This window comes from Zobellia sp. 1_MG-2023 (assembly GCF_030549125.1).
Taxonomy (GTDB): domain Bacteria; phylum Bacteroidota; class Bacteroidia; order Flavobacteriales; family Flavobacteriaceae; genus Zobellia; species Zobellia russellii.
Window position 1 is genome coordinate 22,912 of record NZ_JAUOSY010000004.1, and the last position, 23,512, is coordinate 46,423.

Consider the following 23,512-nt stretch of genomic DNA (forward strand, 5'->3'; position numbering starts at 1 on the left):
GATATGAAAACTAAAATAGCAAATAAATTTTTGATGCTGCTTGTGGGCTTTTTAGCTCTAAGCTCATGTGAAGAATTTCTAGAAGAAGATTTACGGGACGAGATTACCCCAGATGCTTTTTTTACAAATGATAAAGAAGCAGAATTGGCGGTGAACGGAGTGTACCGATTACTTCATGACAACAATGTGTACAGACAACGTGGATTAGATAATTATTACACCAGCGGATCGGACATCCAAGCAGCTAATAGAGACGTTAACGGCTCTATCCATAACTATCTCATTCAGGAAGGAACGGCAGATGGTAACGGTACTTGGATACAATTGTATCGTGTGGTAAACAACACAACCGAGTTTATTTCCAATATTGAAGGAAATGAAAGTTTGTCCGAAGATGCCAAGAACAGCAGGTTAGGGGAGTTACTTTTTTTAAGGGCTTTGGCATATTTTCATCTTACCAACTTGTGGGGAGACGTACCATTTTATACAGAGCAATTACCCGTTCTTGAAAGATCGGTCTTGGGAAGAACTCCAAAGGAGGAGATAAGAAGTGCTATGAAAGAAGATTTAGCTACGGCGTTTGATTTGTTGCCTAGCACGTATTCCGGTAATGATTTGGGAAGGGCCAGTAAATGGGCAGCTGCAACCTTAAAGGCCAAATATCATCTTTTTGATCAAGAGTGGGCCCTGGCCAAAGCAGAGTGCGATGTTGTAATTGATGGAGGTGCACACAGACTGTTAGATAATTATTCTGATGTTTTTGATCAGTCTGATCCTAGCAATCAATACAATGATGAATATATCTTTGTAGTAGATTTTGAGGCAGATTATGACGGAAACTTATCCACTACTAGAACGGATGACTACAACCCACGTATTAGGGATGAACCCGCAGGAAGAAATAACGATACTATTGTAAACGGGGTTTCTGGAAAAAAGGTCGATATATTTCAAGGGCTTTTACGTGCTCAAGGCGAGGATATGACAGGTTATGGTTGGTCCGTACCCTTACCGGAATTCGCTATGCGAGAGAACTGGCAAGAGGGAGATTTAAGGTATGATGCCACTATAGTAACTGAATACTTAGGTTGGAAATTGTCCTTTCCCTACTTCCGAAAAAATTGGAATTTAGATCAGGAGAACTCCTTGCGTGGTAATCACCCGGAAAATTATATTGTTTTCCGTTTGGCGGACGTCTACTTAATGGCTGCAGAAGCCGAAAACGAGCTGAACGGACCAGGAGCAGCCTATTTTTACGTGAACAAGGTTAGGGAAAGAGCGTTTGAACCGGACCAGCCATGGAGCGGCATGTCCAAAGAAGAATTTAGGGAAGCTTTATATGATGAACGTAAATTTGAGCTAAGTGCAGAAGGTCACCGTCGTATGGACTTGATCAGATGGGGTATTTTGTTGGAAACGGTACAATCTGTTCAGCATAGACCTTGGAATAATCCAGGGGCCAATATTCAGCCGTACCATGTGTTACTTCCAGTACCGCAGAATCAGTTGGAGCTTAATCCAAACCTATTAGAATCAGACCCTACAAACAATGGGTACCGATAATTAATTGAATGCAAATGTCACGAAGTATTAAATGCTTCGTGGCATCTATTAACCTTATCATCATGATGAAACATTTTCTTTATTTTATTCTGTTGGCAAGCTTGGTTTTCTCTTGTAAGAACAAGGGGCAAAAAGCAAATGAAGCTACCGAAACTACCCAAAGAACCGATAGCGGTAGACCCAATATTGTCTATATTTTGGCAGATGATTTGGGGTACGGTGATCTAAGTTCGTATGGGCAGGAAAAATTTGCCACGCCCAACATAGATAAGCTGGCAAAGAACGGCATGCTCTTTACCCAACATTATTCTGGCAGTACGGTTTGCGCACCTTCCAGATCGGCCTTATTAACAGGTATGCACACTGGTCATACGGTGGTTAGGGGAAATAAAGAAATTATGCCAGAAGGCCAATACCCTTTACCGGACAATACTTTTACCATGGCCGAAGCTATGAAGAATGCCGGTTATACTACAGGCGCTTTTGGAAAATGGGGATTAGGGTTTCCGGGCTCTGAAGGAGACCCGTTAAATCAAGGTTTTGATACTTTTTTCGGATATAACTGTCAGCGTTTGGGGCACAATTACTACCCGGGTCACTTATGGGCCAATAAGGACTCTCTGGTACTTAATGGTAACAAGGGCGCAAATAAAGGAACGTATGCTCCAGAATTGATACATGAAAAAACATTGGAGTTTATTGAGTTGAACAAGGACAATCCTTTCTTTCTATATGTAGCTTCCATTATTCCGCATGCGGAATTGGCGGCACCTGAAGAAATCATGGAAAAGTATAGTGGCAAATTTCCACCGGAGACCCCTTACGAGGGTGTGGATGATGGTCCAGAATTTAACCAAGGTCCTTACCGTTCACAGGAAGAACCGCATGCGGCATTTGTTTCCATGGTGCATCTCTTGGATGAACAAGTTGGTGAAATTGTAGCCAAGTTGGAGAAGTTGGGTCTTGCCCGGAACACTATAGTGGTTTTTACATCGGATAATGGACCCCATACGGAAGGCGGCGCAGACCCTGATTATTTTAACAGTAACGGACCGCTTAGGGGAACAAAAAGGGATTTGTATGAAGGGGGTATCCGTGTTCCTATGATTGCGTCATGGCCGGGAAAAATTCAACCAGGGTCAACCACGGAATTAGTATCCGCTTTTTGGGATGTGTTCCCTACATTTTCGGAAATAGCAGGTATAGAAACTCCAGAGGGTTTAGACGGAATTTCGTTTTTGCCCACTCTTTTAGGGAATAACGACCAGCAGGAAAATCATGAATATCTGTATTGGGAATTTCATGAAAAGGGTGGTAGGCAGGCCATTCGTAAGGATAATTGGAAAGCGGTAAAATATAACGTTTTTGGTGGGCCAAATGTGCCCATTGAACTGTATGATATGAATACGGATGTTGCCGAGGAAAATAATTTGGCAGAAAAGCATCCTGAAGTTATAGAAGAAATGAAGACCTTGTTTGAAGAGGCACGAACGCCATCAGAAGTGTTTACATTTAACCAAGAAACCTATCTGAACGTAAAATAATATTGTGATTTAGAGTTAGTTAATTTTTGTTGAGGGAGGTCCATTTTTTTGGGCCTCTTTATTTGATTTAAGAATAGGACTTTGAGTGGAGAGCAAGAGTTTCATCACCAATAAAATTACAGAAAATGAAAAAACAATTGTTTCTAATTATCGCACTATGCGGAATTTTAGTCGGTTTTGAACAGGACACTAAACCTAATGTTCTCATCATAGGTGATTCCATTTCTATAGGTTATACGCCACATGTAAAATCGGCTTTACGGGATAGGGCCAATGTATTTCATAATGAAGGAAATGCCCAACATACGGGTACGGGGCTTGAGAAATTGGAGGAATGGTTAGGGGGTACCCAATGGGATGTTATCCATTTTAATTGGGGCCTGTGGGATTTATGCTACCGCCATCCGGATTCAAAGGAAGTGGGGAACAGAGATAAAATAAAGGGTACGGTAACCTATACTCCAGAAGTGTATGCCGCAAATTTAGAAAAGCTGGTAATTCGCTTAGAAAAGACAGGGGCCCAGCTCATTTTTGCCACAACCAGTTATGTGCCTAAAGGCGAAGTGGGGCGCTTTGTAAAATCGGACAAAATATATAATAAAGCGGCGTTAGAGGTCATGAAAAAACATGGGATACGGGTAAACCCGCTTAATCGTACTTCCAAAAAGATTCACAAGAAACACCCCGCTGGCTCGGGTAATGTACATTATACAAAGGAAGGTTATAGATTACTTTCTATACCGGTGGTAGAAGGAATAGAAAATAGCTTAGACGCCATTTAATTTAATTCTGTTCATATGAAGTATGTAGTACAGTTTCGGAAAAGATATATGATCATTTTTGTCATGCTTATTGGGTTGTTTTGCGGCTATGCGCAGGAATATAAAAGTAACGATACTACAGTTCAACAACCCAACATTGTTCTTATATATGCCGATGATTTGGGAATAGGATTATTAGGGCATGAAGGACAAAAAATTATAAAGACACCTCACATAGACCAGTTGGCCAGAGAAGGAATGCGTTTTACCCAAGCCTATTCCAACATGTTATGTGCCCCGGCACGCGCATCCCTTATTACCGGCCTTCATGATAGTCACGAACAGGGCTTTGAGATTACACCGGGCACATTATATAAGAAGATAAGTACGGGAGAATTGAGTCAAGCTCAAATTGAAAATATGGTAAATAGTGCGTTAACACCAATACCTGATAATCAATTGTTTTTAGGGCAGGTGGCACAGGAGGCTGGGTATAAAACGGTACAAATTGGAAAATTGGAATGGGGTTTTTCAACTACAGATTATCAAATGAAAAGACACGGTTGGGACTACTATTATGGTTATTTGGATCACGTACGTGCACATGGGTTTTATCCTCCATTTTTATTTGAAAAGGGAAAACTGGTACATATAGAAGGGAACACTTTGGCCAACTGTGGTAAATCCGGTGAACCGGAAATACCCGAAAATTATAAGGAAAGAAAGCTTATGGATGGGAAGGTGCAGTATTCCCAAGACTTATTCATGAACAAAGCCCTCAATTTTATTGGCACCAATAAGAACCGGCCTTTTTTTCTGTATTTCCCCACGCAGTTACCTCACGGCCCTGTGGCCATTCCTAAAGTCCATGAGGATTTTCTAAATGACGACCGCTTAACGCCCATTGAAAAGGAGTATGCCTCTATGGTAAAAATGTTGGATGACAATGTGGGGCAGATTATGCAAAGGTTAAAAGAGCTTAAAATTGATGATAATACCTTGATCATATTTACGGCCGATAATGGACATGAAATTTATTATGCACAGGAAGGGCGTGTAGAAAAACCGTATTCCAATATAAAAACGGGCAAGCGTTTTGATGATGTGGAGCATAAATACTACAGTCATTTGTCCGGCGATGTTTTTGACGGAAACGGGGGGCGTGCCGGAATGAAGCGAAGTAACCTTCAGGGTGGCATTCAGGTTCCCTTGATCATTAAATGCCCCGTTAAAATAGAAGCGGGAAGAACGTCTCATAAGCTAATAGCCAACTATGATATTTTGGCTACCGTAGCGGAACTTGTTGGCTTTTCAGGACCGGTGAATACTGATGGAATTTCCTTTTACAATGAGTTGATAGGGCAAAATTTGGGAGAGGAACATGAGTTTGTGGTGTACTCCTCCTATACCGGCCCCACCTTAATTACCAATGAAGGTTGGAAAATACGAACAGATTTGGATAAGGATGTTTTTGAACTGTTTTATCTGCCCAATGATTTTAAGGAAGCCAAAGATTTGTCCAAAGAACATCCGCAGAAATTACAAGAATTGAAAAGCCAACTTTTGGATGCTTGTGAGGGCGATTTTAGAAATGGCCATTTCAGAAATAACGGAAGTATTTTAAAAGTCACCAAAGCTGGCAAGTAGTGAACACATAAAGAAAAGAAGCGTGAGGTACATGAAGAACTTGTTATTGAGAATATTTGTGTTTGGCATTTGCGGAAAGGGAATGGCACAGCATTCCGTTGAAGTGAAAATCGATAAGGATATCGAGTACCAGACCCTTCATAGTTTTGCGGCTTCGGATGCATGGGCGGCCCAATTCACGGGATTATGGCCCGATGATAAACGAAACCAAATAGCGGATTGGTTGTTTAGTATGGAGATAAATGACCAAGGTTCCCCAAAGGGGATTGGGCTATCCGCTTGGCGATTTAATATTGGAGCGGGAAGTGCAGCTCAAGGGGATGATAGTGGCATAAAGGACCCTTGGCGAAGAACGGAAGGTTTTTTACAGGGTCAAGGTGTATACGACTGGAAAAAACAGGCAGGACAACAGTGGTTTTTAAAAGCTGCGAAGGAGAGGGGAGTGGAGCAATTTATTGCTTTTGTAAACAGTCCGCCTATTCAGCTTACAAAGAATGGGAAAGGGCATTCGGATGATGGATTATCGGCGAATCTGGCTGCCGAAAATTACGGTACCTACGCTAATTTTCTTGTAAATGTATTTCATCATTTTAAGGATAGTGTAGGAGTAGATTTTGATTATATAAGTCCGTTTAACGAACCACAATGGGAATGGAAAGGCGGTCAAGAAGGTTCTCCTTGGAACAATAATGAGTTGGCCTCTGCCGCTAGGGTTATCGATTCTGTTTTTCGGCTCCAACATGTTTCGGCTCAATTAGAAATTACGGAAGCGGGAGCCATTGATTATCTCACTGGAACCAAAAAGAAACACAACAATAGAAGTAATCAGATTGAAACCTTCTTCAGTCCTTCAAGTCCCAATTATTTAGGAAACTTAAGTACGCTGAACCCTAAAGTCGCGGCGCATAGTTATTTCACCACCTGGCCTATAGAAAAGCTCAAAAGGGAAAGGGAACGTATTGCGGAAAAGCTTTTAAAATATCCTTTCTTGGCATACGGGATGAGTGAATATTGCATCTTGGAAAACAACGAGGAAATTAAAGGAAAAGGTAAGGGTTTGGGTATGCAGACCGCCCTATATGTGGCACGGGTTATCCATGCCGATCTAACTATTGCTAATGCCAGTATGTGGCACTGGTGGCTGGCTATGAGTCCGTATGACTTTAAAGACGGTTTGGTCTATCATGATAAAAATAGGGAAGATGGTGCTATCTATGATTCAAAATTGTTGTGGGCTTTGGGGAATTATGCCAGGTTCATCCGCCCTGGAGCAAAGCGTATTTCTATTGATTACGAGCACTATAATTCAACTGAAACCTTACAGAGGGGGCTATTGATTTCAGCATATAAAAATAAAGATGATAGTCTGGTGGTGGTATCTGTAAACCAGACAGAAGCGTCCGTAGATTTAAAGTTGCCGATAGAAGTTGAAGCATATGGAGAAGGTCGTAGCTATATCACAGATGACAAGCAGAATTTGCAATATAAAGATTTAGAGAAACTAGAAGGCGGTAACTTCACGATACCCAAAAAGTCTGTGACCACCTTCGTTTTCAAATAAAAAAATCATAACTAGGAATAGGAATATATGCAGCACTTTACCAAACTACGTATCGCGACTATCGGAATTTTAATGATTGGTATAGGTTGGGGGCTAAACGCGCAGACCTCTTCGGATACCTATCAAAAACCCAATATCATTTTCATCTTAACGGATGATTTGGGTTTTGGCGATTTAGGGGTTCTTTTTCAAAAGCAAAGGACAACCAAGGACGGAAATGGCGCGCCCCAGGAATTTACGCCCAACCTAGACCGCATGGCCAACGAAGGAGCGTTAATGCCACACCATTATTCCGCGGCGCCTGTATGCGCACCTTCTAGGGCATCGTTACTATTAGGGCAAAGTCAAGGGCATGCCAATATCAGGGACAATCAGTTTGATAAGGCTTTGGCTTACAACCATACATTAGGGTCTATCTTACAAGAAGCGGATTATAAGACAGCGGCCATAGGTAAGTGGGGATTGCAGGGAAAGGGGAAAGCCCCCAACTGGCCTTCGCATCCTTTAAACCAAGGATTTGATTATTATTTGGGATATATAAGGCATGGCGATGGGCACGAGCATTATCCAAAAGAAGGTATTTACCGTGGCACCAAAGAGGTTTATGAAAACAGGACCAACATAACTCCTGACCTGGACAAATCCTATACCGCAGACTTATGGACCGCCGCAGCCAAAAAATGGATTGTAGACCATAAAAAGAGCGAGGAAGGTAACAAACCTTTTTTCATGTATCTGGCCTATGACACACCGCATGCGGTATTGGAACTGCCCACACAGGCATATCCCAAAGGAGGCGGACTTAACGGTGGGCTGCAATGGCTTGGTGAACCCGGTAAAATGATAAATACGGCCAGTGGCGAAGTAGATTCTTGGATTCACCCGGATTATGCTGATGCCACCTACATTCCCGAGAACAGTAAAAAGCCCGTTCCGTGGACGAACGTTTATAAGAGATATGCAACGGATACCCGCAGGATAGACTCGGCCGTAGGTGACATCCTTCAACTTTTAGAAGACTTAAAAATTGATGATAATACCTTGGTAATCTTTACTTCGGATAATGGCCCATCGGTGGAATCCTATTTGGAAAACCAGCCTATTGTACCAACATTTTTTGGTAGCTACGGACCTTTTACCGGAATTAAAAGAGACTGTTGGGAGGGAGGTCTACGTATGCCCACTATTGCCAGATGGCCTAAACACATAAAGAAGGGCACGGTAGTTTCCAGCCCCAGTATATCTTATGATTGGATGCCTACCTTTTCCGAAGTGGCCGGTATTCCTGCTCCAGCGGTATCTAACGGAACCTCGTTATTACCTTCCTTAACGGGCCAGGGAGATCAGTCACCCAGTTCTATTTATGTGGAATATTTTCAGAACGGAAAAACTCCGGGTTATGATGATTTTAGTGTCGATTTAAGAGACCGTCGTAGAAACCAAATGCAGATGATTCGTAAGGGTGATTATGTGGGTGTCCGATACGATATTAAGTCAGAGAATGATGATTTTGAAATTTACAATGTAATCGAGGATATGGAACAATCGGAGAACTTGGCGGGTTCGGGTGACTTCTTGGAGCTTCAGCAAGAAATGAAAGCGCGTGTACTGCAGCAGCGTATGCCCAATTCTACCGCAGTCCGTCCTTATGACCAGGCCTTGGTTCCCAGCATATTGGCAAAGGATTTAAAAAAAGGTGTGACATGGAAATCCTTTGAGGGGAATTTCCCTTGGGTTCCTTCAGTAGCGGCACTAACACCATCGGAAACCGGAGTGTCCAAGCAAATATCGCCTGAAATCCAAATTTCGGAAAATAGTAAAGTGCTTTATTTTGAAGGCTATATAGAGGTGCCTGCAGACGGAGTTTATACTTTTTACCTAAGTGCCAATGCAGGAGGAGTTCTACGTATTCACGAATCTACCGTTATTGATGCGGATTATGGGTACACAAAAAACTCCAAGATGAGCGGGCAATACAGGCTAAAAGCCGGATTGCATCCCATTTCATTGTATTACAGAAGCGGTAAAAAGGGAAAGCCACAATTTAATCTTGAATGGAACGGTCCAACATTTGCCAAAGAAGCAATTCCAGAGTCGGTTTTGTTTCATTAAAATGAGCTTAAGATGGTGCTCACCCTTGGGTTTCCTGAAAATTAGACTTTTGCTTTCTAAAGAAAGGATCCAAAATTTTTATCAAGTATACGATACCTATAAGTGCTAAAACGCTACCGGCTGCATAACGGCCTTGTGCATAATAGTATATGGCTCCGGCCACGCCAAAAATGGTGTGAAAAATGTCTATGTAGATACTACCGCGTATAAGTTTTTCCATACGACTAGATTTAGGGTGGTTAAGTAATTAAGATGTTGTATATACTACTGTATGCTAGTAGTTTAGGGCGCTGTTCCTTTAAATTTAGCACATATCTTTCACATATAAAAACAAAATAACTTTTTTAATGATAGGGGTATGGTAACGAAGATTTTAAGTTTTGTTTTTTACGATATCCTCAAGGATTTCGGCGATTCTATTTTTGATGAATTTTCTCCCTATTCCTATGATTAGGACCATAAGAAGAAAACTTGCTGGTATTAGTTTAAAACTAAATTCATTTTGAGGGAAAAACAGGAATATTAAAAGAATGGTAAGGCTAACACCCGCAGCAAAGAAAATTAAATATTCCAGACTGCTAGTGCCCTTTATTTCTATTTTCTACCACAGTTTATGCGCTTGGCCTTAATAAGCCACAACTTCCTTTCTTTTCTAGGAATTTTACTCTTTTCTTTTTTTCCTCTCTACAGGTTAACCTTTTATTTTTCGCGCCATAAATAGGTGTAAAATCTAAAGAAATAAAAATTATGAAAACTATTCTGAGAGTTTTAGCAAGCGGATTAATGGTGTTGACCCTAACATTGGCATCTTGTTCAAAAGATGGTGCGGATGGAGATATTGGGCCCGTGGGGCCTGCTGGAGAACAGGGCGTACAAGGTGAGCAAGGACCAAAAGGAGATACAGGTGAACAGGGAGAAACAGGAACCGCAAACGTTATGTATAGCGATTGGCTAGACCAAGATTTTAGTTATTTGGATGGAGCACGGTCAAAAAGTATGAAAGTAGATGAGGTTAGGCTTACCAGAGAGTTTTTAGACAATGGTGGGTTTGTATTGTGCTTTTATAGAAGTAGTTCTAATGCTGTATACCAATTACCTTTAGTTTTTGATCACTCCGGTTTTGCCATACGACGGTATTTTGTCGCTATTCATTTTGATGATAGGGGGGAAATAAGATTTCAAGTCACCTCTACGGACGATACAGACCTTAGCGACCACGAATTAACCGGTTCCTCTATAGCCAAACCACAATATAAGTACGTTATGATTCCTGGGGGCGTATCTCTTGCTGGGCGTTCTGAGCGGCCTAACTTTGAGAAAATGAGCTATGAGGAGCTTATGGACTATTTTGGATTGACGTATTAGGTTTTAGAGGTGTAATTCTGCCTGGTTTGGTTGGTCTTTTCTCTGTTAGTTAAAGTTAGGTGCGCAATTTAAGTTTCTATTTTAAGGTTGAATGTTCTTGTGAAAAGCTTTACCAGCACTGGTCATGAACCTGTTCTTAACCATCAAAAGGCCTTACGGTTACTTGCAACGGTGTAGAACACTCGTTGCAAACGAACGCTAGCGGGGGGGCTTAGTCACTAGCATGATGCTTGTGCCATCTGGGGTATTGATTAATTTATTTTTTTATATCAAAAGCTAACCCCGTTTTGGTCTTCTTAGCGCATTTTAGTAAACAGAAATCAGTATATTAGTCAATTCCAACCGTTATATGGGCTATGGTTCGCTACTGCAAGCAAGCTGATAATTCGTAGACTTTTTAAACTATTTAAGCATGAGACCCGTTACCATTCGTATTACAAATCTAACATTAGGGAATGCACACATAACGAGTTATCCTTATAGACCAAACAGACCTTCTACTTTATATAGAGTCCCTTTATACCGTGTTAGCATTGAGGGTAAAACTTCCGGAAATAATTCGGTGATCGAAGATTTTGAGGCTATACGTTTTGGAGTACATAGAACAACTACGGAAGGACCTAGAGTTGTGGGATTAGCCGATGCTCAAACACATACGCTAACATGGGATTATATAAGTACAATGGACGATGATGCATGGAGAGTATATGATGGGTTTTTTATTCACCAAGGTCCTAGTAACCCTATTTCTGGGGGCTATGGTTCAATTGGGTGCATAGAAATTTGTGGTGGTGGTGAATGGGACAGATTTAGTGATACAATTAGGAATCTGACGGGAGAGAATAGCTTAACTCAGATTAGCAATAGTCAATTATTGACTGTTGAGTATGAAAGTGCCACACGTCCTTCATTAATAACAGTGTAAAAATGAAACAGGTACTAATTACTTTATTTAGTGTTCTCTCGTTTTGTAGTTGTAAAAGCGCTAACAACCAAAGCAAATTGATTCCTGAGCAATCAACTGTGCAAAATGATAGTGTTACGGAGACTCCCATTAAGGTGTTCACTGTTCTATTTGATAGTGTTCAGACAGACGCTGTAGAACAATTAACACAGCTTAATGAACGCTTAAACAGAGCGTATAAAGATGCTGGCGATATAAAGGGAGAAGAATATATAGAGCGAAGACTGAACAATTACAAAGCCAAAAGATTTGCGGGAACCTTAGCCCAAGATTTTGATAATAGAGATTTTACAAAGGCAACCCGATTAAACGTTTCTTTTTTAACTAAAAACGAAGAAAATCCTAACGGAAATATTAAGGTAGAAGAATGGTTTTTTAAAGATGAGGACACCGCTAATTCTTGTTTTCAGAGTCTACAAAATTATAGGGAACGAGAAATACATTTTAAGTTCATTAGTTGGATATGGGTACAGCAAAACAATAAATTATTCCTCGTGTTTTCTACGGATTTTGTGGTTGATTCCAATCCTATGCAAACTATAAAACATCACTTAATTGGTATGTTGAAAAAGCAAGGAGAATTTAATCTTATTGAAATGGATTGAGTTCTTAATAGGGTTCAATGTCCATTAGTATTTCTTTAATTGAATGTATGCCTAATTTGTATTACGGGTTGGTTAAGAAACGTTATTTTCTTACTTATTAGGAACATCACAGTTTTCCTCAAGCTCTAAATTAAGATCATTTTCAAATCGGCTGAAATCTAAACTATCACTAAGATTATATTGCCCATAAATACTGACTAAATATTTTTCGATACTTTTTTTTCTAATTCTGTCAACGACTTGCCCTGATAATTTAGGTTCAATTTTTGCCTGAGTGCAAATGTCATCAGCCACTTTTTCGATAATATTTTCAGAATTGTTTCGCAGTGTAGTAAACAGGGAATCAATTCTAGCAAATTCGGGACAATTGGTTTTTAGTCCTTCGGATAATATGTAAGAGGTATTCTTTTCTGTTAATTCAAAGCTTTTTTTAGGATTATCATTCGCGAAATTTTCTAAAATTTTTTTGACTTTTTCGGGATGATTGGTAGTCGATTCCTTTAAACAATCTTTGGTTCTATAGGCTAATTCACTTTCATTGGATTTATCCTTGATTTGATTGATACAATCACAGGTAGATTCGTAAAAATCTTGGGCATATGTTGAATGAACCGTGAAAAGTAATACTAGAATTAAAATAATTTTCATTCTTAGATTTATTGTGTCCAGAAGCATGTTATTCCCTAATATATAGGGGAGTAAAGGAATTGTATTATCCGTTCAACCCAAAATTTTTCTTGAACCCTTCCGCAGATTTAATTAAGTATATGCTATAGATTAGACTTCCCAGTATAAACAGCTTCATTATTACACCCCTTAAAACTGAATTCGGGTCGACAATGAAGTTGATGGTGTAAACACCGATTAATAATGCTAAAGGAATAATGGTTAGCATAAGTGGACTTTTTTTTATAAAATAAGCACAGAATAAAAATACAACGATTAGTACAGCATTGAGTAAAATATGTAGTAATGGATATGTACCATTGAAGAAACCTATAGCAAGAAATACTAAGTTGATAACGGTAACCCCATAAAGTATTTTCTGACTTTTTTCTATTGAAGCTTCAGAATCAACTAAAACGCCTTTTTGGTTGATAAACTTTCCAATATGAATGGCTTTTTCTTTTTCAGTTCCGCTAAAGGGATATCTACAATTACTGCAAATATCTACTGATTCTAGATATTCTTTTTTACATGAAGGGCAATTCATATTTTCCATTATGAGGGTTATAAAAATAGAGGTTCACACTTTAACTACTTCAGTAATCGTTAAAGGTCGCTCCAAAAATTTCACTAAATATCGCAAAATTATCATTATATGTTTACTTATTTTGATGATATTTCTTACTAATTATTGTGTGTAGGAGATTCTAGGAATGTTGGTTCACCGTTCAGCATGGATGGAGGTAGAATTGGTTATAGCTTTTATGGCAGGTGTGTAACTGTTACCTTTTTATAAGTAATCTATCATTTTCCAAGTATTTAAGGCCCATTCCAAATCACTTTCGTTGTCAAAATAAAAAAAGGCATTCAATACTTCATTATCAACAATGCAAAAGCCACAGATTAAGTTATATTCTATATCTTTTTGTTGGCTATATTCTTTAATGTGATAACCTATTTTAATTCGGTTTCCTTGATCAAGTAGATACTTCTTTAGTACCTTGTTCTCAGCATTTCTTTTGCTGATTTCTTCTTTTTTTTCTTTAAGAATTTCTTCTTTGGATTTACCATCGTAGTTCCAAATATCTAAGCGTAGTGTTTTGTCATTAGTGGTAAACATGATGCCATCTTCATCTTTATTTTTAATAAAGAGGTTATTAATTGAAAGTTTCCAATTTTCGGTTAATTGATTTTCAATCATAAAATCATCTTCTAACGGATAGTCAAAGACTTCATACCAATCTTTATTAGGTTCTCTTTCCCATACTGTTCCAACTCCTTTGTATAATAGTAGTTCTGAAATTGAATTGTCAATTTTTAAAATGGTTTTCGGGTCATAAATACCGAAGTTATTAGCATTTTCGGAGTATTGGTCACTTTCAAATCCTGAAAAAATACGCCAGCCGCTATCGTTTTCATTAGTTGGTTTTTCTCTGAAAATGAACAAAGGTTTGTAGCTCTCTTCAACTATCATTTTTGAACACATAACACCGCCTATACTTGGGAAGTTATCAATGCTGAATTTTCTCATTTTGTTTTTTTAATGGATATGAGTATAGTTACAGGCATAATCAGCAACTACGTCTCTATGTAACGTACGTTGGGGTCCTTATCTTCTTTCCTCTTTAGATTTCTTCATGGCCATTCTATCATAACTCTTAAAATAAAGGTTATTCGCATCTGGAAAGTACTTAGATATTGTCAGATCAATCTCTCCTTGTTCACAATTAGCTACTGTTCCGCACGGTAAACTGTCTTTATGAATTCTAGTTCTGAATTTAAATCTACCTTGTTGGTAAACGTAACTAATGTACAAATCCATATAAGAATCAGAAATGCTATTTATTTGTTCTATAGTAGCTTTTATAGGAATACTATCTTTAAATAAGGTGTTTGTTCCTATTGATTTACGTTGTATTTGTATTTTAGAATTGTATGGGTTGGTAGAGTCGTATTCAACAAAATAAAAGTGTTGTTTCTGAGCTTTTGCGTTTCTAATATAGTTTGGCCAGCCTGCGTCGTCAGGGTCACTTGTATCAAAAAGCTCCCCATTCACGTAAAATTGGTAATCTATAAACCCTTTTTTACGATATTTAAAATCGGTTACTTTTCCAATTGTCATTTTTCTATGTTTACTTAAAGAGGCTTCTTTTTGCCACGTATGATAAGAACCAATTAGTATAACTCCAAAAATGAGCGAAAAAACGATTAGGCCTTTTTTGTCTTTTGGCTTCTTCAAAAGTTGATTTTAAGTATAAAACGGTTTATGCTAAATCATATTGCGGAGACAAGATACCATTAGTTTTCGGTCTGCAAAATGAGTAAAGCGCTATAGTTTTATTTTGAAAACGAAACACAGTAGTGCAACTTTGTAAGTATACATAGACCTTAGTTCTAAAACCCGAAGTCTGTATAAATTATGGTGTTTGCAGCACTTCTTTATGTGTTTATTATGCTCATCCCAATTACTAGGGTCACTACAATAATTAGCAAAAGGCCAATGGAGAAAAATTTATCAGATATTTTTACATGAGGGTTTTTTGCTCCAAAACCATGATTAATCTCGTCCGAATACCTCAAAAAAAGGATAAAATCTCTCTGATGTATATTTTCGCTAATACGCTTAAAAATCCGATCAAAAATCCAGTAAACAATGGGTACACAAAACCCGAAAAACATAGTACGGTCTTGTCTTAGTTCTGGTTTTATAAACAAAAACCCGTAAAGCCCCATTGCTAAAAGCCCTATGCAGGATAGCCATACTACTTTAGGATTCATCCATGGCCTTTTCCTTTTATTAAGTATAAAGAAACTAATACCAATTGCCGCTCCAACTCCAATAATACTATTATCCAATTTGGTTTGTTTTTTTTATAGTTAAATGGATTCTATTTAAAGGTGTAAATCTATTTTGGGAATAGAAACACTTCTTTTAGTTTCTCAAACATAAAATTCTAATGCATTAGTTTACAGTATCCTAAATTTCATTTGGTTCATTATTCTCCAATTTCCGCGGATATTGATGGACTTTTTTATGATCAAAAGAAATTCTATAGCTCCACTAGTACATTCTAGCGTAATATCTCCTCGCTCAACAAGTAGGTTCCGGTATGGATTAACATTATAACGGACTCCCGTTAAAACTATATTTTCCCATTGCACACCAAAAGAGTTACCTTTTTTAATCAATTGTCTAAAATTTTTAATTAGCTCCACTTTAAAATTAGCTAATACCGAATCTGTTGCAGGAATGGTTTCTTGCGGTCGTGCTTCTTTAATTAGCGGAACAAGGTGTTCAATATCTTTTTTGGTAGGCAAGCACTTTAAAATTTTCTTTTCGTTGTTCTTTTTAAAGGCTTTGAAAACAGTGGTTACCATCTTGTTGTTTTCTAAATTCTCTTGTGCAAAAATAGGGTTGTAGGCTATTAGAAAAACTATCAAGAATACATTGTAGAAGTGGGTAGGTAGCAGTTGCGTTTTCATTTTGGGACAGATTAGGTATGAAAAACAAAGATAGCGTAAATGAAGTATGCATTGTGCTCATGTAACTGGGTGTTTTTGGGTTGAGCTACTGGTCTAATACAGATTAGGTTTTACTTGTATACTCATGTGGAACACGCGTTACAAACGAGCGCTAGCGGGGGGTGGACGAGGTTAAACTAAGAATTTAATTATCATTCCTATCAGTTTTTAATTGTACTCGGCTTATTTTATTTTTTGCACTAACTTCATGAAGTTTTCAGTTATTTGTTTTTCCATTTCGGTTGATTCCACTACTTTGTTAAGGTAGTTTATTACAATAGTAATATCAGATGATTTAACAACTCTGTTATTATGTTTTATAAAGGGGCCATCCGATTCTGTAAGAATATGTTCCTTCGGTATTCTTTTTATTATTTTTTGACCATTAGTGGATTTTATCATTGCTGTATTAACTGAGAAGAGGTATCCTAAACTTACTATTTCATCGATTAATTTTAAACCTCCAGTATACCAATGAAAGATTGCATTCTCAATTTTATATTTTTGGAGCATTTGTAGTACTTCTTTTTCTGCACCTCTAGAGTGTATGCTTATTATCTTTTGTTTATTTGAAACAGCTTGTAAAACCTTTTCAAAACTATCTATCTGAATGGATTTTGTGGCAATTCCATCTTTTGAAAAATCTAATCCAATTTCTCCTATATAAGAAGTATAATCAAGATACTTCATAAAAAATGGTAGTTCCTGAGAATGATTTGAAGCCATTAAAGGATGTAAACCTAAAGCTAACCTTATTTTTTTTAGGTTTTTGATATGAGGATACCCCATTTTAAAATGACTAGGTAAATTGGTCATTCCTATAGTTATTATTCCTAATCTTTCTAAATCGTTTATAACCTCTTTGGGATTTGGATATAAATCAAAATGACAATGAGTATCTACAATCATTAAACTCCTAATTCTGACTTTACAAAAGGATTTCCTTTATCTCTAAACAAATTTAATACTTCTTCTTTCGAGCGAAGGACCATTTCAGCATATTCTTCTAAATTTTCTAGAGGAATGCTACCGTTTATTAATATATCTCTTTTCATTTGTTCAAGACTAATATCTTTTTTTAGGTAATTTATCAATGCAGGCATATCGGTAAAACTATTCGTTGATAAAGGCTTAGTGATATCACTACCATAAATTTGATTATCTTTTCCGGATTTGTTCAGTGATGCTCTTCTATATATACACGGCATACAAACACCGCAATGATTAGTATCTTTTCGTTTCCAAGTTTGTTTTCGACCGGGTTTGCCGCAGGATGTAGAGTTTTCTAAAATTACATTCAGTAAGGCTGAATTCATACAATTAACGACCATCTCGCCTTTAGTAAAAAGACTATAGGGGTTTTGAAGTTCAATATTGATACCTAGATTTTTAATTAAGGTTTGTAATTTAGAAATTACATAAGGATGAGTGGTTCTTGTACTAAGTGAACTTACTCTAGAGGGTGTTAGTGGATAATTGATAGAAATTGTTCCATTTTCAGGAATAACTAAATTTGATGATGGTGAAAGGAAACAACCTAAACCAATAAAAAAAAATGAACGACTTCTGTAATTGCTTTCAGTTTCAAATTTTTCACCAATTGAATTTTTTCTATTCAGGGCTAATTTTATTTGTATCCAATTATTTTGAATCTTGTTAGGGTATTTTTTTATTAATGCTTTAAATAATATATTTTGATCTCTACTTGGTCCTGGTGATTTGAAATCGAAGTGTGACACTAACAATATTTCTTCATCCTTATCTAACCTTTCAAGTATATCTATTATTCCTATTAAAGAATCTAACCCACCTGAAAACAAACTAGTTTCTTTTATGTTCTTAGAATTAAATTTCCTTGTATTTTTTTTTGTTTTCTTTTTTGTATCGATATAACAATTTTGAATAGTATTCAGATTAAAATTAATTGACCAGTAATCTCCGGTTAAAAACTTTAATGCATCTTGTAGTATGATTTCTTGACCTTGCCATTTGTCAAGGTTATAAACAGGGAAAACAACTTCTATTTCTCTTGCCCATCCATCATCAGAACAATACTTTCTATCTAAAAGGTTATCAATACCATAAACCAATGCTGAGATTAAAAACAAATCAAATTTTATAGATTTTGTGTCATTTGTTAAATCATAGGCAATATCAAAACTTCGAAGTGTTAGCTCTATTTCTTCTTCTTTATGATCATTTCTAGGGTTATTAAAAACCAATTTGATGGTTGAAAAATTTCCACCAATAGCTTCATTAAGTTGGATATTTATTTTCATAATTATTCAAATACAGTTAATATATCTTGTTGTATATTTTTTATTAATCTGTCAGCATCATCAGAACCCCAATCAAGTTTTTGTAATGAGTTTACACGTTGCACACCTTTTAAACTTTCAAAAATAAAGTCTTTTATCTCCCTAAAAAGGTTGTTGCAGTCTGATTGATTTTTTTTCTTTATCAAATGTTCATAAAACCATTTATCTAAATGCTCATAAATATAATATCCAAAATATTGGATAATAATATCTTCTGAAGAGGATTCATCAAATTTATTTGATAATATTTCTTCCATTTCATCAATACTCTGGGCATTTGAAACAAGTTCCTCTAGTAATTTTCTTGTAGCTTCTTTTGCAGCAACTTCATCAATTGTTGATGCAGTACCAGAACAATATTCGATTAAATGATTTATTACATCTTCAACTGATTTATTTTGTAAATCTGTTAATCCAGTATTTTCTAAAGTTTGACGAAGGTTATTTCCTGAACTTGTAAATGCTCCTAAAAAACTGCCTATTTTTTTTCCTGTTTTAATTCCACTTTTTCCTGCAATTTTTGAGCCTCCACGACCCGCTTTGTTTGCTCCTCCAATTACAGTAACATAATTCCGTAAAATTTTCTTTTTCTTTACATTAGGAATTGGGCCAGAGTCACAACTTGTTGTTAAAGAAGTGCTTAAGTCACTCCAATTAGGCATCATTGCATGTCGTGCATCAGAAAATGATTTTGAAGTTCCCATATTTATTTGCTTTTTAGATTATAAGATTTGCTGGCTCTAGTTTTATTGTCTTTAAATAATTCATTTAAAGACTCCCCTAATTCAGGGTGTGTTTTATACTTTCTCAAACTAAGACCAACTGATGCTTCTATTTCGTTTTTATTCAGTGTTTTTAATGTCTCGGTATAATAAGACGCAACATTATCAATGTTTTCATCTACAAGTAGATTGAATATTTCAAAACCGATTTTTTCTTTTGGATTCTTTTTAACGTTATTTGATAGTAGATTTAGGAAAGCATCTTTTTCTAGAGGAGTTAACGAATGAAATTTATCGTTAAATATTTTCTTCCTTGTACCAGTAGGCATTTCTTGATTTAATTCTTTAAACAAGGATTTTACAATAGGAGGAATTAAACTGGATGCTGAAATAGATGTAGATATCTTATCTCTTGAAATCCAAAAGTAATCTCTCAAATCTATTTCGGATAGTTTTGGTTCAATTTGAAGCCATTTAATAATTTTATCTTTACTCCAGTCACCAAAACCTGCACTATCTATCTCGTGTAACTCATTTCCTAAATTATCACCATTACAAATCTCTTCTAAACTTTTTATCTCTTTTGGCATCCCATCTTGATTTAATTGCCAATCGAACAATTGTCTAAAAAGTCTAATTTCTGAATATTCTAGTAGCATAAGTTTTGCTAAAACAGACGTGTTGAAATCACTAAGCTTTGCTACATCTGATAATCTTTGCCTTAAAATATACGTGTTAAGAAACCTTTTTATTTGTCTAGGGTTTCCATATAAACTTTGGGTTATAAGAGGAACTAATGAAGGAATTGATATAACATTGGATTTTACTTTTTCGAAATCTTCTATAGGAAGAACCGTTTCCATATTCAATAAACCGTAGGTTGAGTATTTGTCTTTTACTCTAAATTCCTGAAAATCATAATGAATGTTTTTAAATTTTTCATCACCAATTTCTCTTTTACAAATAAGCATTGATATATAAGTTTCAACTTCTGGCTCTGATAGTTTAGGTAATGAGTAGGGTAGTTGTATCAGTTTTTCTAAGTAATCATCAACTATTCTTGAATTGTCATCTTGTATAGGATTGGAACTTCCATATTTAAATTCAATTGCGTGTCTAACAATCCTAGGGTCAGCACCTATGATAAAAGCAGTTTTTGGAACATTCACAAATAATTTAATTGCTTCTAAATTTTCAATTATTCTTTCAGGTTTACATCTATCTAAATCATCAATTATCACTACTAATCTTTTGAATGCTGTTGTGTTTAATAAATCCATAAAGTCGTTCCTGAACTCTGCTACCGGATTACTAGAGGTCTTTTCTTCCTCATTTTCTTTTTGTAATGAATTAAAAAAATCTTCTCCTTCCTCTGAGTTTAGTTTTTCTATTAACTTCTTGGGACTGTCAAGATTCCACTCTGATAGTTTTTGCATAGCAAAAGGAGCTAAACTTAGTCCTCCTGTAAAATAGGCTGATACAGCAGGAAGTGCTACGTTTTTTAAAACCATACCAGCTCCTCTCATCCAGTTTATTGATTTCCAAAGTTTTTTTGCTTTTTCTTTTACAGTTTCTTTTATTTCATCACTTAAACTTTTATTGTTTTCCAGTTCTTTTAATATAGAATCTAACAAAGCTGCTTTTGCATCATCATAACCTTCGAAAGTCCACCCATTAAAATAAATGCAAAGTGTTTCATCGTTTTTTGGCTCCCCATTTAAGTCTTGAAATTGTTCTTGAATTATTTTAAGGATGCTAGATTTTCCACTTCCCCAATCTCCAAATACACCTATTGTTATTGGTAATACAGAATCATCTTTAATGACATCTATCAATAAGTCTGCATGTACTTTAAAGCCAAGTAAATCTTCTGATGTTTCGTTATCTGACCACATATTTTATTAAATTTTTCAATGAAATTTAAAGTATGAAATTGTATTCAATTATTTATTTTCAATTTTTTACACTATCTCAAAAAATCTTATCATTTTTAACTAAAATGGATAATTTTTCTTAAAACCGTGCTTAAATATCACACAAAAAACCATTATACGATTACAGAAAACCGTAAGTGTCGTGTAAGAAATACACTATTCGTTTAAGTGTAAGAATTTATCGGTAAAGGGTAGGGTAAAACGTTTTTTCTAAACGGGCTAGTTTTAGCTCATCGGTATAAAAAAGAGAAGAAGGTGGTTCTAAATTTCCGTTCTCTATGGGTTTATTATTTTTTGGCAGTTCTTCTTCACCCCACTTTAGAAAAATGTGCTGTTGGGCCGTTTGTTCTCGTTGTGTTTTCTATAAATTCAATTTGTTTATTGCAGCCAACCTTTTTTAGTGGCCCGTTTGCTATAGAAATAAAGGAATGTGGCAATTGCAATAACCACCATAGGAATAATGGCATAAAATACAACCGAGGTTTTTTTAATGTCAAAAACCAGTAGCCAATACAGTTCTATAAAAAGCAGCGTAAATAGTGATAGGGCAAAAAAATTGGAGGCAATTTTCTTTCGCATAAACAGCATAAAACTACCTAGCATTTCGGCAAATAGGGCAATGAGAAATACAACAATATACCAACTAGGAAGAGATTGCATTTTATCAAACTCCTCGGTAGTTAAATGTTCCTGTAGAAAATTAAGCTCATAGGAACTAAAATAAATTTCAATGATATTCCATAAAATGGCAAAAGAAGATACGAGCCAAAAGGAAGTTGGAGGTTTGCTATCTTGTCCCATAACAGATTGATTTAGTGTATTATAAAAATACGCAAACCCGGCAACTAAGCCTAACAATTATATTGAATAGTAGGTAGTTTGTTTTAGAACTATCAAACCAATTCAATTTTAGCTTTAGTTTATTCTTCTAGTGTTTTATGCAATTGGAATTCATAAAGAAAAGGGTGAGTAGAAAGCTACCACCGTTTAACGGTTGTACCCGATACAAAATACGGTTTCGCCCACATTTACGGGTGGGGTTCCAATTTTATAAAGAATAATCCCTGATTGGGGCGCTTTTATTTCGGCTAGGGTATTCCCAAATTCATCTTTGGTGTGCCCTAGAATATCGCCCTTCTTTACAGAATCTCCCGCTTTTAGGTCGCTAAAAAATACGCCCTTGGTCTCCGCCTTTACATAAGCCTGCCCGTTCAGTTCAATGGGCTTTTCAGGGCTGCTTTTGGTTTGGTACATCTCCATTTTATGTAGCATTTGGTACACCCCTTTTTTTATGCTGGCAACGGCCTCTTTTTGTACGTTACCCAATTTACCGCTCTCAATACTCAATGCGGTCTTTCCGTCCTGTACGGCCTGTTTAAAGGCGTAATGGGCAGGGTCCGTATCTTTTAAGGTGTACGGATAGGTAACCATATACTGAAACCCACTGGCTTTGGACAGTTTGCGTGCCAATTGCGTCTGTTCCGGTTTTTGTTCGTTGTTGTAATAACAGACAAAGGGGAGGAGGTCCTCATTGGCATCGCCCCCGTGAATATCCAAAAGAACATCGCTTACCGGAATGATATCCGTAGTGAACATGGCCGCTATTTTTTGGGTAATGGAACCAGAGGCATCCCCCGGAAAGGCCCGGTTTAAATTCACATCATCTTGGGGGTTTTTAAACGGCGTACGGGAGAAAAAGGAAGCGGTATTGGCTATGGGCACAATGATTACGGTGCCCGTTAACCGGTCCGTATCCAGTTCCTGAATCAATTCCTGTGCTGCTATAATAGGCGGATATTCATAGCCGTGCACCCCGGAAAGGATGGTAAATACCGGCCCTTCTTTTTTTCCTTTTAGGATAGTGATGGGCACCGTAGCCGCACGGTCTTGGGCATCGGTTAGCGTAACCCTAATATTTTGGGAAGCAGGTCTGTTGGTTTCGGCAAAGGTTTCTTTAAAATTATCTTGCGCCCTAAGGGGCAAGCTAGTTATGGTGAGTACCAAGGCAAGGGCCAATTTTGTAAGCTGTGTTCTGATCATGAATGTGCAAATTTTATACTATCCGTACGCGGAACCTAGTGCGCAAAAGTTAAAATTGGGCAGCAAGGCACCGCCAAATTTTTAGGGTAGAACAAAGTTAAAAATTTAGAGACTTTTATAGGCAAGCGCTGTGGTTTATATGGGAGTAATGTTCTGTTGGAAATCCATTTGCTTTGTTATCCGCCCAA

22 protein-coding genes are annotated in these 23,512 nt (G+C 36.9%); 9 read left to right on the forward strand and 13 right to left on the reverse strand.

Annotated elements, in window-relative coordinates; genetic code table 11:
* Positions 1-3 precede the first annotated feature (3 nt).
* From Q4597_RS09885 to Q4597_RS09910, 6 genes are all read left to right on the forward strand, one after another.
* Positions 4-1,563, forward strand: coding sequence for a RagB/SusD family nutrient uptake outer membrane protein (locus Q4597_RS09885; RefSeq protein ID WP_303406076.1), 1,560 nt, complete (start codon positions 4-6; stop codon positions 1,561-1,563).
* A 62-nt stretch (positions 1,564-1,625) separates the two neighbouring features.
* On the forward strand, positions 1,626-3,107 hold the full coding sequence (locus Q4597_RS09890; protein ID WP_303406077.1) for an arylsulfatase: 1,482 nt from the start codon (positions 1,626-1,628) through the stop codon (positions 3,105-3,107).
* Positions 3,108-3,232: 125 nt separating this feature from the next.
* Positions 3,233-3,889, forward strand: coding sequence for an SGNH/GDSL hydrolase family protein (locus Q4597_RS09895; RefSeq protein WP_303406078.1), 657 nt, complete (start codon positions 3,233-3,235; stop codon positions 3,887-3,889).
* 15 nt (positions 3,890-3,904) lie between these two features.
* The gene (locus Q4597_RS09900; protein WP_303406079.1) at positions 3,905-5,515 is read left to right on the forward strand and encodes an arylsulfatase; all 1,611 of its coding nucleotides are present in this window, start codon (positions 3,905-3,907) and stop codon (positions 5,513-5,515) included.
* Between the two features lie 31 nt (positions 5,516-5,546).
* Positions 5,547-7,076, forward strand: coding sequence for a glycoside hydrolase family 30 protein (locus tag Q4597_RS09905; RefSeq protein ID WP_303406080.1), 1,530 nt, complete (start codon positions 5,547-5,549; stop codon positions 7,074-7,076).
* Positions 7,077-7,103: 27 nt separating this feature from the next.
* A complete protein-coding gene (locus Q4597_RS09910) occupies positions 7,104-9,188 on the forward strand; it encodes a sulfatase-like hydrolase/transferase (protein WP_303406081.1) in 2,085 nt (694 codons plus the stop codon).
* 19 nt (positions 9,189-9,207) lie between these two features.
* Here the strand turns inward: Q4597_RS09910 and Q4597_RS09915 are convergent, their stop codons facing one another.
* The gene (locus tag Q4597_RS09915) at positions 9,208-9,408 is read right to left on the reverse strand and encodes a hypothetical protein (RefSeq protein WP_215439595.1); all 201 of its coding nucleotides are present in this window, start codon (positions 9,406-9,408) and stop codon (positions 9,208-9,210) included.
* A gap of 527 nt (positions 9,409-9,935) precedes the next feature.
* Here Q4597_RS09915 and Q4597_RS09920 point away from each other — a divergent pair.
* The 3 genes from Q4597_RS09920 to Q4597_RS09930 all read left to right on the forward strand — a co-directional run bounded on the left by Q4597_RS09920 (position 9,936) and on the right by Q4597_RS09930 (position 12,122).
* Positions 9,936-10,553 carry a hypothetical protein gene (locus Q4597_RS09920; protein WP_303406082.1) on the forward strand — a complete coding sequence of 206 codons (618 nt, stop codon included), beginning with the start codon at positions 9,936-9,938 and terminating at the stop codon, positions 10,551-10,553.
* Positions 10,554-10,965: 412 nt separating this feature from the next.
* Positions 10,966-11,478 (forward strand): hypothetical protein, encoded by a 513-nt coding sequence (locus Q4597_RS09925; RefSeq protein ID WP_303406083.1) that lies wholly within the window; start codon positions 10,966-10,968, stop codon positions 11,476-11,478.
* A gap of 2 nt (positions 11,479-11,480) precedes the next feature.
* Entirely contained in the window at positions 11,481-12,122 is a 642-nt protein-coding gene (locus Q4597_RS09930) for a hypothetical protein (RefSeq protein ID WP_303406084.1), read from the forward strand.
* Between the two features lie 90 nt (positions 12,123-12,212).
* On the opposite strand, the gene Q4597_RS09935 is transcribed toward Q4597_RS09930, so the two are convergent.
* The 12 genes from Q4597_RS09935 to Q4597_RS09990 all read right to left on the reverse strand — a co-directional run bounded on the left by Q4597_RS09935 (position 12,213) and on the right by Q4597_RS09990 (position 23,324).
* Positions 12,213-12,770 carry a hypothetical protein gene (locus tag Q4597_RS09935; protein WP_303406085.1) on the reverse strand — a complete coding sequence of 186 codons (558 nt, stop codon included), beginning with the start codon at positions 12,768-12,770 and terminating at the stop codon, positions 12,213-12,215.
* A 64-nt stretch (positions 12,771-12,834) separates the two neighbouring features.
* Positions 12,835-13,344: a hypothetical protein gene (locus Q4597_RS09940; protein ID WP_303406086.1), complete on the reverse strand. Its 510-nt coding sequence runs from the start codon at positions 13,342-13,344 to the stop codon at positions 12,835-12,837.
* Between the two features lie 234 nt (positions 13,345-13,578).
* A complete protein-coding gene (locus Q4597_RS09945; protein ID WP_303406087.1) occupies positions 13,579-14,319 on the reverse strand; it encodes a DUF2185 domain-containing protein in 741 nt (246 codons plus the stop codon).
* A gap of 78 nt (positions 14,320-14,397) precedes the next feature.
* A complete protein-coding gene (locus Q4597_RS09950; RefSeq protein WP_303406088.1) occupies positions 14,398-15,027 on the reverse strand; it encodes a hypothetical protein in 630 nt (209 codons plus the stop codon).
* Between the two features lie 200 nt (positions 15,028-15,227).
* Positions 15,228-15,644: a hypothetical protein gene (locus Q4597_RS09955; RefSeq protein ID WP_303406089.1), complete on the reverse strand. Its 417-nt coding sequence runs from the start codon at positions 15,642-15,644 to the stop codon at positions 15,228-15,230.
* A 111-nt stretch (positions 15,645-15,755) separates the two neighbouring features.
* Positions 15,756-16,271 carry a hypothetical protein gene (locus Q4597_RS09960; RefSeq protein ID WP_303406090.1) on the reverse strand — a complete coding sequence of 172 codons (516 nt, stop codon included), beginning with the start codon at positions 16,269-16,271 and terminating at the stop codon, positions 15,756-15,758.
* Between the two features lie 222 nt (positions 16,272-16,493).
* Positions 16,494-17,219, reverse strand: coding sequence for a Qat anti-phage system TatD family nuclease QatD (gene qatD, locus Q4597_RS09965; RefSeq protein ID WP_303406091.1), 726 nt, complete (start codon positions 17,217-17,219; stop codon positions 16,494-16,496).
* The gene (gene qatC, locus Q4597_RS09970) at positions 17,219-18,589 is read right to left on the reverse strand and encodes a Qat anti-phage system QueC-like protein QatC (RefSeq protein WP_303406092.1); all 1,371 of its coding nucleotides are present in this window, start codon (positions 18,587-18,589) and stop codon (positions 17,219-17,221) included. The genes qatD and qatC overlap by 1 nt, the downstream gene beginning before the upstream one ends.
* Positions 18,590-18,591: 2 nt before the next feature.
* On the reverse strand, positions 18,592-19,332 hold the full coding sequence (locus tag Q4597_RS09975; protein WP_303406093.1) for a hypothetical protein: 741 nt from the start codon (positions 19,330-19,332) through the stop codon (positions 18,592-18,594).
* A gap of 2 nt (positions 19,333-19,334) precedes the next feature.
* Complete coding sequence (locus Q4597_RS09980; RefSeq protein WP_303406094.1) at positions 19,335-21,245, reverse strand: P-loop NTPase fold protein; 1,911 nt, start codon at positions 21,243-21,245, stop codon at positions 19,335-19,337.
* Positions 21,246-21,662: 417 nt separating this feature from the next.
* A complete protein-coding gene (locus tag Q4597_RS09985; protein WP_303406095.1) occupies positions 21,663-22,085 on the reverse strand; it encodes a hypothetical protein in 423 nt (140 codons plus the stop codon).
* A 186-nt stretch (positions 22,086-22,271) separates the two neighbouring features.
* Complete coding sequence (locus tag Q4597_RS09990; RefSeq protein ID WP_303406096.1) at positions 22,272-23,324, reverse strand: succinylglutamate desuccinylase/aspartoacylase family protein; 1,053 nt, start codon at positions 23,322-23,324, stop codon at positions 22,272-22,274.
* Positions 23,325-23,512 lie beyond the last annotated feature (188 nt).